Source organism: Vibrio sp. 05-20-BW147 (genome assembly GCF_013369385.1).
GTDB lineage: Bacteria > Pseudomonadota > Gammaproteobacteria > Enterobacterales > Vibrionaceae > Vibrio > Vibrio floridensis.
Window position 1 is genome coordinate 87,679 of sequence record NZ_SZTO01000010.1, and the last position, 15,598, is coordinate 103,276.

The following is a 15,598-nucleotide window of genomic DNA, read 5'->3' on the forward strand; positions in this document are numbered from 1 at the left end:
CTTCCTGTTTCGTTAGCAGCGTTCCACGCGGCTCGTGAGTATTACACCTTAAACTGCCCCATTAAGCGTTGCTGCTGTTGCGAGAGCGTTTCTATCATTTCTCCCGCTGATTGAGACTCTCCGGCTTGAGACAAAATCTGGCCACTGAGGTCACGGATGTTAGAAACACTTTGGTTTACCTCGGCCGACACCGCCTTTTGCTCTTCCGCCGCTTTCACTATTTGACTGTTCATATCGTTAATCGCCGCAATAGCGTCAAAGACACTTTGCAATTGCACCACCGCATTTTGCACTTCAGCTGCCGTGTGTTGGGCAAAAACATTCCCTTGGTTTATCGCCTCCACCACGGCTGTGGTGCCGTTTTGTACCTGGCTGATCACAGTGCGGATTTCCGCGACCGAATCTTGTGTACGGCTCGCTAGCTTGCGCACCTCATCCGCCACGACAGCAAAACCTCTGCCCTGCTCCCCAGCACGCGCGGCTTCTATCGCCGCATTGAGTGCCAACAAATTAGTCTGCTCAGAAATGCCTTCGATCACCGCAAGAATGTCCGTAATATTGCCGTTGTTCTTAGCCAAATCTTCCACTACGGGCACCGCTTGGGTCATTTGTTCTACCAGCTTCAGCATCTCTTGCTCAGAACGCTCTATCACCTCTCGGCCACTCTTTGCCGCATGGCTAGCACGATTGGCGGCATCCACTGCGACCTCTGCATTTTGCACCACAAGGCTCGCGGTTTGAGTCATCTCTTCTGCGGCCGTAGCCACCATGTCCACCTCGCGGAACTGAGATTCACTGCTCATGCGAGTCTCCATCGCGGCACGCTTTGCACCAAGCGTTTGCTCAGCCAATTGCTGCGAGGTGTTAGCGACCTCACCAATGGTGCGTTGTAACTTATCTAAAAAAGCATTGAAACTCGAAGCAAGTTGACCCATTTCATCTTGGCTTTTGACTGACAAACGTTGGGTCAAATCGCCTTCGCCAGATTCAATATCTTGCAAACTTTCAACGACGGTCTTTATCGGTTTCACTAATCTTGCAGCGGCAATTGCGATAGTGAACAAGCCAACCAAAACAAATATGGCCCCCACTAATAACTCAAATTTGATACCTTCTGACACTTTCTCACTGATCACTTGATCAAGCGCTTCAACATCTTCTAACACCGCCGCTCTCGGCATTTCGAAAATCACGCCCCAAGTTTGATTGGCCACCGTCATTGGCGCAAACACCAATAACCACTCGCCATCTTTGCTCCAAGAAACGCTCTCACCACCACCGTACAACCAATCCGTTAACATGTTGGCTGAAATGTTCGTACTGGAAAAAGAACTGCCTACCTCTTTTGCGCTATCATCACTGGCGATCAACGTGCCATCTAAGCTGACAATACTGATGTTGCCTTGCCCTTCAAACAAGCTGCGATCTGAATCTTGTGCAATCTGAATGAGTGAATCTAACCGTACGTCTATGCCCATGAAACCAATGGGATCACTGTCTACCAATATCGGCACCGATAGCGATGTGGTGAGGAACGAACCTCCATCTTGTTCTGTTTTGCGCGGGGAGGTAATACACGCTTGCGCCGAATTGAGCGGACAGGCAAAACGTTCACTGTTTTGATCCGATTTTAACGTTGCTTCCGAAAGAACATTGGCAATGACGTTTTCGCCATTATTGGCCGTAACCCAGTAAGGCGCAAATTGTCCACGTTCGTTCGAGCCGACATATTCTGCACTCACGTAGTTTGAGTCTTCTCCATCAAGCATGTTCGGCTTGAAGACCAAGTACGCCCCTTGCATGGTTTTGAAATTGAGGACCGATTTGCGAACCATTTCATCCAAGGCGGTACGCAGTACTTCACTCTCACCAAAATTTTCTTCACTGTTGGTTTTGTAGAAGAGCGCGTTCGCCGACAACATTTCCGCTCGATAGAGAGATTCGTTAAGAAACTCAACCACTTCAGTCGCATTAAGCAATGCCCTTGTTTTAACCAGTTGCTCAGACTTGCTGGTGACGGAGGCGGTACTTTGCTGTTTTAGCGTTTGCTGGTTGGTCATCGCGTTGTAAACAGAAAAACCAACCAAAGAAAGAGAGGTGACTAACAAGCAGAAACCCGACAGCAGGGTAATTTTCCACTGAACAGAGAGAGTTCGCATACTACATCCTTATTCGCAAACAAACGTGGCTTAACTTTTGATTTATTTGCTTTCCATTAAAGCATAATTTATCTCGATATCAATTAGATTTGTTACAAATTTGTAGCACATCATTGTACCATTTGTGTGAGCGATTGCAGCGATTCGTTTTCTCTTCTTGAAGTCACAAAATGGGATGGTAACATCGTCTAAAACGCATCAATCAGGAAAGAAAATGAAAATCGTCAGCTTCAACATCAATGGGTTACGAGCTCGCCTTCATCAACTTCAAGCACTAATCGATAAGCATCAACCCGATGTGATCGGCCTACAAGAAATCAAAGTTCACGACGAAGCCTTTCCCATCGAAGACGTCGAAGCAATGGGCTATAAAGTCTACTTTCATGGCCAAAAAGCGCATTACGGCGTGGCTCTGCTGTGTAAGCAAGAGCCTATCGAGATCCAAAAAGGGTTCCCAACCGACAACGACGAACATCAGAAGCGCATGATCATCGGGACTTTTCTTGATGAGAAGGGTGAAAAAGTGACGGTGTTGAACGGCTATTTTCCGCAAGGGGACAACATCGCGCACGAAACCAAGTACCCTTATAAACGCCAGTTTTACAAAGATTTGATGGGATATCTAACCACTCACAGAGACAACGGTGAGCAAGTGGTTGTGATGGGCGATATCAATATTAGCCCAATCGATGCCGACATCGGTATTGGTGAAGTGAACCGTAAACGCTGGTTAAAAACGGGCAAATGTTCGTTCCAGCCTGAGGAGCGTGAGTGGTTACAAACCTTACTGGATTGGGGCTTAGAAGATACGTTCCGCAAACTGCACCCAAGTGTGGATGATAAGTTCTCGTGGTTTGACTACCGTTCAAAAGGCTTTGACGATAATCGTGGTCTACGCATTGATGTGATTCTTGCTACACCATCGTTAGCGGCCCAGTGCCGAGAATCCGATATCGATTACGAGCTACGCGGCATTGAAAAACCTTCAGATCACGCGCCTATTTGGGCAACCTTTGAGTAACCCGTATTCGTTCATCGACATAAAGCAATCGACTTAAAATCATAGAGGAGCTAAGGCTCCTCTATGATTTTCACTTCTGGCTAATTCGACGGCCAAGCGGTTACACCATCGACTGGCACAAAGCGCGCTGCAAATTCCTCTTTGCAGTACCCCGTATCAGTTGAGACGAAATAGTTTAGTGGCATCGCAGGATGATTGTGAGTAATCACTTGCTGCTTCGCTTTATCACTGAAGGTGAACCCCCACATATCAAGATACGCCCGCATATCTCGCTCGGTAATGTAGCTCAACGCGACCAGTAGCCAATCATTGTTACTGATCGCATTGATTTCATCCAACGAATACTGGCTAAAACCGATTGACTCTTTCCTCGCCTCCCACAACTCAGCACTGCCTTTCAAACGATTGAACTCACGCTCAATTAAGTGCAAGCGGCCCAACAAGTGCCAGCCGTCTTCTAAGATGCCTTGTGGCTGCTGAGCTGCCATCATCATCTGAATGTAAACGCGCGCCCCCCAACTCCAACCGGTTTGATTTTGTGCGGCCATAAAGGCATTGGGATCCACCTGCTGACGGCTCTGCTGCAATAACGTGTACTGCGCTTTAAAGTCTAACTCTTGGCAAGACGGTTCCTTGTCCGTCTCTTTGAAAAACTGCGATTTGCTGTAGTAGGAATAATAGTTAGTAGTGGAATGCCCTTCCCAACCGGCAAAACGAAAACGGCCTTTTTCTAACCCATGACCAAGCTCATGCAAATCGCCATGGCCCACTGGGCTAAATGCCCAATACGCATCGTACGGATTGCCAGAGCAACCAGACCCACAAGTGGCTTGATCGGCATTCATGTGTTTCACCATATCGATGGTTTCTACCTGCCAACCTTTGTTTTCACCGTAGGTTTGCACTTGCTCAAATACCGTAATACCCGGGCCTTTAAAGCCTGCTAACGCATGCGGGAAATTGTGCATGTATCGCTCTGTCGCCTGCGCCATGGCAGCAGCACTTCCCGCCCACTCTGTTGCTGAGATCGACTGCAGCATTTTGTCGCGTTTTGAATGCACTTCAAATCCCGGTGTGATCAGCTCTGCCCAATCAAATTGGTCTTGATTCAGTTGCGCGGCAAACGGTTCATTATCCTCAGCACTTCGCCAAACGGGGTGTTGCGCCACATTGGTGAACAGCAATTCAACGGGGAGATCGTTGGTATCAAAATGGACTTGAATCGGCCCGCCGTAAGGAGAGGTTAAACGGATCGTCTCATCTCTCTTAATCTCATAAGTGGTAGAGGTGAGATGTTTAGGCCGGCTATACCCCTCTTTTGAAAACTCGTGGGTTGCCCCACTGCGAAGTGAGTTAATCGCAATCGACACCTTCACCGCGCTGTTATCACGGCGCGTGATTTGGAACGTTTCGCCAGGCAAGGCGTACACGCCTGCAGAGCGGAAGTTGCGTTTCGATTCCAACTGAACCGTTTTGCTGATCCGCGCGATCTCAGCACCAAATTCACTGCGGCTAAAATTACCCATATTCGGCTGTTTTGGGTTGATCGAGCGAGAATGATATTGGACATAATCGGCAAAATAGGATTTTAAGAACTCAAGCGATGCTGTGGTCGATTTATCCATCGGAAACACCACATCCTGGCGATAACGATCCGCCAGCAGCACCATCAGTTTCTCGTATTGGTAATCTGCGGTTTTAAACAGATCGACTTGGCGTCGATCCAAAGACAATAAATGGTTGCGAATAGAGTTTGCCGCAGGATAGAACTCACTGCCCATGTTGGCGCTTTCTGGACATGATTTGTCATCGCACTGCTTAAGATCCACCGTGAAACTGTCATTGGCCAAACGGGTGAGCAACGCTTGTTGGGCGGCAATTTCTTGGGGAACTGAGCCCTTCAGCGATAAGGCATTCCATTGGCTAATACCCAATTTTCGCCAATAGTTATCACCGACATAACTGACATGGAAAAGCTCAAACAACGCGTTACCTAGCTCTGTCATGCCACCATCCCAATGCAAATAAAGGATGGGAATACCGTCAGCCTGCGCTTTCTCAACGGCACTTTTGACAGTCGCCACTGAATCCCCACTGTTCATATGCTGGGATAAAATCAGCAAATCAGGCTTTGCCGCGACACACGCCAGCAGCTTTTCGCCATCACACTGGTTGGCTTCGTTAAAGCTAACCGCTTCGCCATATCGTTTACTTAACCAATTTCTTGTTGCTTGCTCATCGGGGAAATAATGCGATTGATCCATCTGCGCGATCACCACGTTCGTCCTTTGCTTCAATGAGCCACCATTTAGCCAGACCAACAGGTTATCCAGCCAAATCTCCATATCACTGTTTACGGATGTCAGGAAACGTTGAGCCGTGCGAAAAGGATTGCTCCCTAAGACGGCATAGCGCTGATCATTGGTTCTAAAGCCAGCGACACCAATGGTTAACACTTGGTCTTTATACCCATCAGCCATCGCTTTGTTTGTCTGTAAAACCGCTTGGTTAAAGCCGTAGGTAGACTGAAGAATGGCCGCATCGTGGGTAGGGTCCCAATGAAGAGAGGACGTGTTCGCCGCTAATTGCTGCCACAATGCATCGCTGCGTTGTTGAGTCTGCGCAACATAACGCTGATTGGCTTGAATAAATTCATTTGGATCAGACACCAGCAAGGCATTTCCGCTTTCAAGCGCCCGTTCTACATCCGTTTTGACTTGCTCTGTTGAGCCACCCGCACCACTGTCCCCGCCACAAGCGGTGATAGTTAGTGTCAGAAGAGTGCAATAAAAAATACTTTTCATTTTATAAATAATTGTTTTTGTTTACTTAATTGTAGTTCACCACAGCATAACGGCAACCAACACACTCTATTTGATTATTTATTTTGAACTAACCTATCAAAACGGCACCCCAAAAGGTGCCGTTCTAGATAAGCAAAACGCGGGGGTTAACTGAGTGGCCTGAGATAGGCAAGGAAACGTTTCTCAGCATTTTTGAATACCCAAAGGATCAAGAACGTCAGCGACATGTAGAACAAGCCTGCGGTTAGAAACGATTCAAACGGTGCGTAGTAACGCGAGTTGACCAATCGAGCTGCACCCGTGAGATCGAGAATGGTCACAATCCCCGCCACCGCACTGCCATGCAGCATAAAAATCACTTCATTACTGTATGCTGGTAATGCACGACGCAACGCACTAGGTAGCACAATGCGGCGATAGGCCATCCAATGGCTCATACCATAGGCCTTTGCGGCTTCGACTTCCCCTTTTGGCAAACCGTTGATCGCGCCACGAATAATTTCGGCGGTATACGCTGAGGTGTTCAAAACAAACGCCACCAAGGCACAGAACCAAGCATTTTCCCAAAGTGTATCTTTCACGGGGAAAAACTGGTCCATCCCGTAGTAAATCAAATAGAGTTGAACCAACAGAGGTGTGCCACGGAAAAAATAGATGTAACCCCAAGCCGGCAAGCTCACCAAGTAGTTACGACTGTTTCTCCCGATGGCAAGCGGAATAGCAACGCCTAAACCAATCACTAGCGAAAGTGCCACCAACCAAGCGGTTGTCCAAAGGCCTTCGAGATAGATAGGAAAGTTTTCTACGATTAATGAAAAGTCCATCGTCACCTACCTCGTATGAATACTGAACTTACGCTCTAGGACTTTCAAACAGCCCGTAGAAACGCTGGTAAAGAAGAGGAAAATCAATGCCACTGCCATATAAAAAGTAAATGGCATTTTGGTTGAGCCTGCGGCGAGTGAGCCTACACGCACCATGTCTTCCAAACCAATAATGGACACCAGTGCGGTGGTTTTTAGCAGCACCAACCAGTTATTACCAAAGCCGGGTAGCGCATGGCGAATCATTTGTGGCAGCAGTATGCGGCGAAATGCCAATGCCGAGCTCATCCCGTACGCTTTTGCCGCTTCAAGCTCGCCCTTATCGACCGCCATGATGGCGCCGCGGAAGGTTTCCGCCATGTACGCGCCGAAGATAAAGCCTATGGTCAGAACACCGGCAATAAAAGGGCTCACGTCTACATAGTCAGGAAGGTAGGAGACCCATTCATGCGTGGGGTCGCTTGATGTAAACCACTCGTTGAGCCATTCATTGACGGCATAGAGAGAGTTGTTAAGAAAAATCTGGCCACCGAAGAAAATCAGCATCATCAAGACAAGATCAGGAATCCCTCTGATGATGGTGGTGTAAAGTGTGGCGATAGCACGCGCCCAACGATAAGGTGCCATTTTGGCAAGCGCGCCCAACATGCCAAGTAACATGGCGAGCACAAGGGAAAGTAATGCTACTTCGATGGTCAACACGGCCCCTTTAAAGATAGAGGCTTCATATCCTTGTAAATCCAGCATAGGTCAGTTCCTAATCCCTAGAATCTAGAATCCTAATTGCCGGGTACATCCAGGAACGAACCGGCAATTAGGGCGAGAGTTCAGCGGTGATTAGTCGCCGTATACGTCATACTTGAAGTATTTCGCCGCGATTTGCTGATAAACACCTTTTTCACGTAGTGACAGAATCGCAGCATCCAGTTGTTTAGTCAGTTCTTTATCTTGCTTACGAACCGCAATACCAAAGCCTTCACCAAACCACTTTGGATCCGTTAGTGATGGGCCAACAAACTCGTAGCCTTCACCACCCGCTTTGTTCAGCACGCCCTCTTCCAATGCCGAAGCATCACCCAATACTGCGGCAATACGGCCATTGGCGAGGTCTAGATACGCTTCATCGAACGAACCGTAACGTACAATATCAACGTTCTTGCCATAGTTATCGGTTAGGTATTTGTCGTGCGTGGTTGCGCGTTGAACACCGATTTTTACGCCGCTCAGTTTGTCAAAGTCCAAGCCTGCGTCTTTCTTAGCGATGAATTTGTTTGGAATGAGCGCGTATTTACCAGTGAAATCGACTTTTTGCTTACGCTCTTCTGTAATCGACATCGCTGCGATAATCGCATCGTATTTGCGAGCCAATAGTGACGGGATAATGCCGTCCCAATCTTGCGCGACGATCTTACATTGCACTTTCATCTCTTCACACAAGGCATTCGCCATATCGACGTCAAAGCCTTTTAGGGAACCATCGGCTTCTGTCCAGCTAAATGGAGGGTACGCCCCTTCAATGCCAAAGCGAACCGTTTTCCATTCCTTCGCCTGAGCGATGCCCGACACAGCGGTTGCGGCCAATGTTGCTGCAAGTAACCACTTTTTCATATCCATACTCCTGTGATTGTTTTTGTATTGCGATGTTGTGTTTCGTTTTTAGGTTCTAGGTTCTAGGTTCTAGGTTCTAGGTTCTAGGTTCTAGGTTCTAGGTTCTAGTACGATAGAAGCCCATCACCCTTTTAATAAATCGATGAAATAAACTGCTTTAAACGCTCTGACTCTGGATTGGTGAACAGTTTTGACGGTGCGCCTTGTTCTTCAACCAATCCTTGATGTAGGAACATGACATGATTTGACACATCACGAGCAAACGCCATTTCATGAGTTACCACTAACATGGTGCGGCCTTCATCAGCCAGATCTCGCATTACCCCCAACACTTCACCAACCAACTCTGGGTCGAGCGCCGATGTCGGTTCGTCAAACAGCATCACTTCAGGGTCAACGGCAAGGGCGCGAGCAATCGCAGCACGTTGCTGCTGACCACCAGACAAGTGACCTGGGTAGTAATCTTTGCGCTCATACAAGCCGACTTTTTTCAGCAGGACTTCTGCTTTTTCGATCGCCTCGGCTTTAGGTACACCCAGTACATGAACGGGCGCTTCAATCACATTTTGTAGCACCGTCATGTGAGACCAGAGGTTAAAGCCCTGAAAAACCATCGCCAAGCGCGAACGGATGCGCTGGACTTGCTTTTCATTGGCAGGAATCGCCTCTCCCGCACGGTTGTTTTTCATCTGGATTAATTCGCCATTAACCCAAATTTCACCTGCGGTGGGCGTTTCTAGTAAGTTGATGCATCTAAGGAAGGTACTCTTACCGGAGCCGGAAGAGCCAATGATGGAAATAACGTCCCCTTTATGTGCAGCAAGTGAAATGCCTTTTAGCACTTCATTCTGACCAAACGTTTTGTGCAGTTGTTTGATATCCAGCGCTGGTACTTCATGCATGCGCTTGTACTCCCTGTGTTTTTTGTCACTGCCAAGGCACTCCGGCCCCTTTAATGGATACAAACTAGCATCCTATCAATTGAGTTGCAACAAATTATTAACCTGCATTTTTGGCATAGTTAAAAACGAAAAGTAGATTTATATTCACAATTTAGCAATATATTCTTTTAACAATGCATAGCGGGCATAAAAAAAGCCTCCATGGGGAGGCTATTTAAGATTGATGAATGTCACGTCATTACAATTTATTTACATCAACGAGCTAGCGATGTGAATGACGCGGTTTGTGACAAATAAGAACTCAGTTCCTTATCACTTGGCGGAATAACAAACGCTACGATATCTTCGCTTTCATATTGACGTAAAAGATTTTGTAGCTGCTTCTCACTCAACTCATCGATGTCAAATAGTTCTGTCTTTAGAGATTCTGGCATAACTGCCGACAAATCCTCGAAGCCCAAATCTGGAACTATTATTTCGCCGCTAACTGATTCACCAACAACCACATGCTCTAAGGTCTTTAGTGAGGATCCAGAACCAGAAGACTGCGTATACTTAGCGCGAATCAACAATCTACCAGATGAGGCAACGCCACTTGTCACTATCACTCCTTTGGATGATGCATTAGTGACAACAGGCGCAATATCAGAAACGGTAAGCGTATTCGGCAACCCGATATCAAGCGCAGATGAAAAAGCGCCGTTCAACTTAAGCGACCAGTTTTCAGCCATACCACTAGCTGAATAATGCCAATTTTGCTCGTTGGATGTGATATCAAAAGGTTGGACAGTTGAAACAGCGGGTTCGGTCCAAAAGTTAACATGATTGTTTTTGGCTACGTATATTTTTAGCGAGTCCAAGCGAGAGTTACCCGTTAAACCATCACTCCATGTCACCGTTGTGTCAAGAGGCTCTAACATTACCTGCGCCTGATTTGTGTTTAGATTGGTTGCGAATCCATAGCCATTTAATGTTCCCGTTAGAAAGCTCTTAACAAGAACAGGTTCATTCGTGTTTGTCGTGACATTTTTTATGTTAGAAGAAACAATTCCTGAATCAAACTGGGACGAAAGATACTGAAAACCATTCGCGCCATTCGGCAGGTTAGAAGTAAATACTGCAACATCAGCTGAAACTGTCGCTAACTCTTTTCCGTATTTATAACAGCCAACATTACCTTGGTTTCGTTCAATTTGAATTAACTGATTTTCTAGGAATTGCTTCTGAATCGACATAACAGAATAAAACGGTTTTGAATCAGAAGGTGAATCGATAATAGAAACAAATCCCCCATCTTCGAGCTTATGTTTATCAATTTTCAGTACACCCGATTCATTCGGCACGAGTTTTAGATTGTTATCTATCGCCCCATTAGCTTTATGAGCGACCACACGGACATCACTCGCCAACTTAGCATACGTCAACTCAGTCGGCGTAGTGCTCGTATCTTTGGACAAAACAGTACATCCGCTAGGAACTGACAGTTGCTTACCAACTTTTTGAATAAATTGTAAAGAGACATAGTCCGTTGGCGAAGGCGCTGGAGTTGGAGCACTCCCACCATCACTACTGCTACTACCACAACCCATTAATCCAGCAGAAATCATGGCCACCAGCGGCATCATTTTAAATTTTGTCATTCTCTCATCCTGATACGGCAACATTTCGCCAAATAAAAATCACTGACGGCTTTCTTGCAAAAATAGCGCCAACTTGTGTTATTCCCTACTCACTATCCGCTCAATAATGCTCACCAAGACGCATATCCGTTAAAATTTATCTAAAAATAGCCCCGCTCTGAAAGCAAATTACACATAAAAACCAAGGACTTTTCTCATACTGGCTACTTTCTGTAGTTTTCTTTCACATCTTTTCTTAAAGTGATCTAAATCAATCATCCTAAAGGGTTAACTTGCTAGACTCGGCGGTAAAGTTGAGGCTGATCCCAGTCATCAAAAATAGTAAAACTTAGCCATACTTAGGCACGTAGCCTTCGTGCGACAATAGAGCAAACACCTAGCGATGGCTATTGTTAGGACAAAACCGCAGGAAGCGGAACACTAGAATTCAGAAAGAATTACTAACTTTTATAAATATATGAGGAATCTATGTCAGACGCAGTGAATAAAGTGCATTCTGATTCAGATATTGAAACGAAGAGCTACAGTGAGCTTCATCGCCCAGCATCTGAATTTGCCAGCCGCTCAGACTACCTAGACCACGAACTGCAAATCATGAAACCACGCCGTTTCGGTTTGAACCTTCCTGGTCGTGACTTCCGTTTTGAACTTGAGGACCTTGTTCCTGCGCTTGCTGGTACTATCGGTATTATTGCGATGTACTCTGCAGTAATGATGTCTTGGGCAGACGGTTTAACTCAAGCTTGGGACCACGTTAACTTAGGTAAAGAATTTGCTATCGAAGTGGCGCGTGTGGAAATGTTGTTCCCTGCGTTATTCTTCTGTGTTATCGCTTCTGGCTTTGTGAACCCACGAGCCAACTTAGCGGGTAACCACGGTCCAATGATCCCTCTTATCGGCGCGATTGCTCTCGCTGGTGCTCACCCTCTTGCATTGGCACTTCTACTTGGCGTGTTTGGTCTACTACTGAGCTACTTTAAAGGTGGTTCTAAACTGGTGAACCTCACCTCCGAAGGTACGGCAGGTGGCTTGTTGATCTTCCTCGGCTTTACTGGGACGATGAGCCAAATTACTTCCATTCAAGAATGGGCCGTTGGCTTGCAATCTGCCGACGTGGCTGCTGGCAGCCTAGGCTACATTGGTTTGGTTGTGCTTGGCATTAACATCGTTATTTACGCACTGCTTGCTAAACTGAACCTGCGTTGGTTGGCAATCCCAGTGTGTGCGTTTACCGGCTTGGTGATTGCACTTGCACTTGGTGCGGGCTTCGATCTTAAGTTCGAAACGGAAATGGGCCTACCTAACCTGAACCCAGTTTACTGGTGGGGCAGCACTGAGACAGGTTGGCAACTTGGCCTACCAACACTGCAGCACTTTATCGCCTCTCTACCATTTGCGATTCTAGCGGTAGCAATGTGGTCGCCAGATTTCCTTGGCCACCGTATTTTCCAAGAATTGAACTATCCTAAGAAGACTGAAAAAGTATTGATGGATGTCGATGACACGATGACCATGTGTTCTATCCGTCAAATGGTGGGTACTGCGCTTGGTGGTGGTAACATCACATCATCTTGGGGTACCTACATGATCCCAGCTGCGATTGCGAAGCGTCCAATCCCTGGCGGTGCGATTATCCTAGGCTGTTTGGTGATGACGATTGCGGTTCTTGGTTTCCCAATGGACGTTGCGGTATGGCCACCAGTAATGCGCTGTGCGCTGCTAGTGGGTGTATTCCTACCGCTACTTGAAGCGGGTATGCAGATGGTTCGTAGCACAAAAGATTCACAAGCAGCGGGTATCTGTATCTTCGGTTCTGCGGTTGTGAACCCTGTACTTGCATGGGCACTGACTATGCTACTAGATAATAATGGCCTAATCGGCGACAAAGAGCGTGCATCTAAACTGTCTTTTGTCGATAAAGTAGTGATTCCGGGTGGTGTTCTTATTATCTGTCTAGTTGCTATGCTTGCTGTAGGTATGCTAGAAAGCCAATACGGCATCAAAGCTTGGCTATAAGCTTTCAAAAAAAGTGTGGGTGGTGCTGGTCACCACCCAAATTTTTTTGAATTTAACTGGCTTTTATTGATTTAGTTTAAGGTTTGCAAAAAAATTTTAGTATACCCTAGAGGCAAGTTGATAAGGCAAGACGTGTAACTCAGTGACAATATGTATCATTTTATGAACAGTTCGCAAATCGATACATATTGTTATTCATAAGAGTGTACTGCTCCTCTTTAATATGAGGATGGCTGGCTCAACAGCCACAACAGTACGTGTTTTTTCTACTAAAAAGGTAGGTATGTCATGGCAGAGCAATTTGCTAAAGCTTGGGAAGGTTTTGCAGCAGGTGACTGGCAAAACGAAGTAAACGTTCGTGATTTCATTCAAAAGAACTACACTCCGTACGAAGGCGACGAATCTTTCCTAGTTTCTGAAGGTACTGAAGCGACTAACAAGCTTTGGGCTAAGGTAATGGAAGGTATCAAAGTTGAAAACTCAACTCACGCTCCAGTTGATTTCGATACTGACCTAATCTCTACCATCACTGCTCACGATGCAGGCTACATTGAAAAAGATCTAGAGACTATCGTTGGTCTACAAACTGACGCACCTCTAAAACGCGCTATCATCCCTAACGGTGGTATCCGCATGGTTGAAGGTTCTTGTAAAGTTTACGGTCGTGAACTAGACCCTCAAATCTCTAAAATCTACACTGAATACCGCAAAACACACAACGCTGGCGTATTCGATATCTACACTCCAGATATCCTAGCTTGTCGTAAGTCTGGTGTTCTAACTGGTCTTCCAGATGCTTACGGCCGTGGTCGTATCATCGGTGACTACCGCCGTGTTGCACTTTACGGTATCGACTTCCTAATGAAGGACAAACTGGCTCAATTCAAGTCTCTACAAGCGCGTTTTGAGAACGGTGAAGATCTTCAAATGACGATGCAACTTCGTGAAGAAATTGCTGAGCAACACCGCGCTCTAGGTCAAATGAAAGTGATGGCAGCGAAATACGGTTACGATATTTCTCGCCCAGCTGAAACTGCACAAGAAGCTATCCAGTGGACTTACTTCGGCTACCTAGCGGCTGTTAAGTCTCAAAACGGTGCTGCAATGTCTCTAGGCCGTACTTCTACGTTCCTAGACGTGTACATCGAGCGTGATATCGCTGCAGGTAAGATCACTGAAGTTGAAGCTCAGGAAATGATCGACCACTTCGTAATGAAACTACGTATGGTTCGTTTCCTACGTACTCCTGAGTACGATGATCTATTCTCTGGCGACCCAATCTGGGCAACAGAATCTATGGGTGGTATGGGTCTTGACGGTCGTACGCTAGTAACGCGTTCAAACTTCCGTTTCCTAAACTCTCTATACACTATGGGTCCTTCTCCAGAGCCAAACATCACTGTACTTTGGTCTGAGCAACTACCTGAAGGCTTCAAGAAGTTCTGTGCGAAAGTCTCTATCGATACTTCTTCAATCCAGTACGAAAACGACGACCTAATGCGTCCAGACATGAACTCTGACGACTACGCGATCGCATGTTGTGTATCTCCAATGGTTGTTGGTAAGCAAATGCAGTTCTTCGGCGCTCGTGCAAACCTTGCAAAAACGATGCTTTACGCAATCAACGGTGGTGTTGATGAGAAGCTGAAAATGCAAGTTGGTCCAGTAATGCCTAAGATCACTTCAGAAGTCCTAAGCTTCGACGAAGTGTGGAGCAGCCTAGACCACTTCATGGATTGGCTAGCGAAGCAGTACGTTGCTGCACTAAACGCAATCCACTTCATGCACGACAAGTACAGCTACGAAGCAGCGCTAATGGCACTGCACGATCGTGACGTTTACCGCACAATGGCTTGTGGTATCGCTGGTCTATCTATCGCAGCTGACTCACTATCTGCAATCAAGTACGCGAAAGTGAAACCAATTCGTGACGAAGATGGCGTAGCAATCGACTTCGAAATCGAAGGCGACTACCCTAAATTCGGTAACAACGATGCTCGCGTAGATGATATCGCTTGTGAACTTGTTGAAGTGTTCATGAACAAGATCCGTAAGCTGAAGACATACCGTGACGCGGTTCCTACTCAGTCTATCCTAACTATCACTTCTAACGTGGTATACGGTAAGAAGACAGGTAACACGCCAGACGGTCGTCGCGCAGGTGCTCCATTTGCACCAGGTGCAAACCCAATGCACGGTCGTGATGAGAAAGGTGCGGTAGCGTCGCTAACTTCAGTAGGTAAACTACCGTTTGCACACGCTAAAGATGGTATCTCTTACACCTTCTCTATCGTACCTAATGCTCTAGGTAAGGATGAGAACTCACAACGTGCTAACCTTGCAGGCTTGATGGATGGTTACTTCCACCACGAAGCGGGCATCGAAGGCGGTCAACACTTGAACGTAAACGTTCTAAACCGTGACACGCTTCTAGACGCAGTTAAGCACCCAGAGAAGTACCCACAGCTGACTATCCGTGTATCTGGATACGCAGTTCGCTTTAACTCTCTAACTGCAGAACAGCAGCAAGACGTTATCGCGCGTACTTTCACTGAATCTCTATAATCTAGAGCTCAGTTAGAAAAAACCGGCACTCAGTTGCCGGTTTTTTTATTTGTCCTAGC

The 15,598-nt window shown here is 46.6% G+C and carries 10 protein-coding genes; 3 read left to right on the top strand and 7 right to left on the bottom strand.

Going from position 1 to position 15,598, the window contains the following annotated elements:
• Positions 1-41 precede the first annotated feature (41 nt).
• On the bottom strand, positions 42-2,159 hold the full coding sequence (locus FC652_RS10740) for a methyl-accepting chemotaxis protein (RefSeq protein WP_176298557.1): 2,118 nt from the start codon (positions 2,157-2,159) through the stop codon (positions 42-44).
• A gap of 214 nt (positions 2,160-2,373) precedes the next feature.
• Here FC652_RS10740 and xthA point away from each other — a divergent pair, with 214 nt between their 5' ends.
• Positions 2,374-3,180: an exodeoxyribonuclease III gene (gene xthA / locus FC652_RS10745; RefSeq protein WP_176298558.1), complete on the top strand. Its 807-nt coding sequence runs from the start codon at positions 2,374-2,376 to the stop codon at positions 3,178-3,180.
• An 80-nt stretch (positions 3,181-3,260) separates the two neighbouring features.
• Here the strand turns inward: xthA and FC652_RS10750 are convergent, their stop codons facing one another.
• From FC652_RS10750 to FC652_RS10775, 6 genes are all read right to left on the bottom strand, one after another.
• Complete coding sequence (locus FC652_RS10750) at positions 3,261-5,984, bottom strand: ImpA family metalloprotease (RefSeq protein ID WP_176298559.1); 2,724 nt, start codon at positions 5,982-5,984, stop codon at positions 3,261-3,263.
• Positions 5,985-6,130: 146 nt separating this feature from the next.
• Positions 6,131-6,808 (bottom strand): ABC transporter permease, encoded by a 678-nt coding sequence (locus FC652_RS10755; RefSeq protein WP_176298560.1) that lies wholly within the window; start codon positions 6,806-6,808, stop codon positions 6,131-6,133.
• A 6-nt stretch (positions 6,809-6,814) separates the two neighbouring features.
• Positions 6,815-7,555, bottom strand: a complete 741-nt coding sequence (locus tag FC652_RS10760; RefSeq protein WP_176298561.1) for an ABC transporter permease — start codon at positions 7,553-7,555, stop codon at positions 6,815-6,817.
• Between the two features lie 90 nt (positions 7,556-7,645).
• Positions 7,646-8,416, bottom strand: a complete 771-nt coding sequence (locus FC652_RS10765; protein WP_303396466.1) for an ABC transporter substrate-binding protein — start codon at positions 8,414-8,416, stop codon at positions 7,646-7,648.
• Between the two features lie 131 nt (positions 8,417-8,547).
• A complete protein-coding gene (locus FC652_RS10770; RefSeq protein ID WP_176298563.1) occupies positions 8,548-9,318 on the bottom strand; it encodes an ABC transporter ATP-binding protein in 771 nt (256 codons plus the stop codon).
• A 254-nt stretch (positions 9,319-9,572) separates the two neighbouring features.
• Positions 9,573-10,958 (bottom strand): hypothetical protein, encoded by a 1,386-nt coding sequence (locus FC652_RS10775; protein WP_176298564.1) that lies wholly within the window; start codon positions 10,956-10,958, stop codon positions 9,573-9,575.
• Between the two features lie 468 nt (positions 10,959-11,426).
• Here FC652_RS10775 and FC652_RS10780 point away from each other — a divergent pair, with 468 nt between their 5' ends.
• Entirely contained in the window at positions 11,427-12,974 is a 1,548-nt protein-coding gene (locus FC652_RS10780) for a DUF3360 family protein (RefSeq protein ID WP_176298565.1), read from the top strand.
• A 288-nt stretch (positions 12,975-13,262) separates the two neighbouring features.
• On the top strand, positions 13,263-15,539 hold the full coding sequence (gene pflB, locus FC652_RS10785) for a formate C-acetyltransferase (RefSeq protein WP_176298566.1): 2,277 nt from the start codon (positions 13,263-13,265) through the stop codon (positions 15,537-15,539).
• The last annotated feature ends 59 nt before the right edge of the window (positions 15,540-15,598 follow it).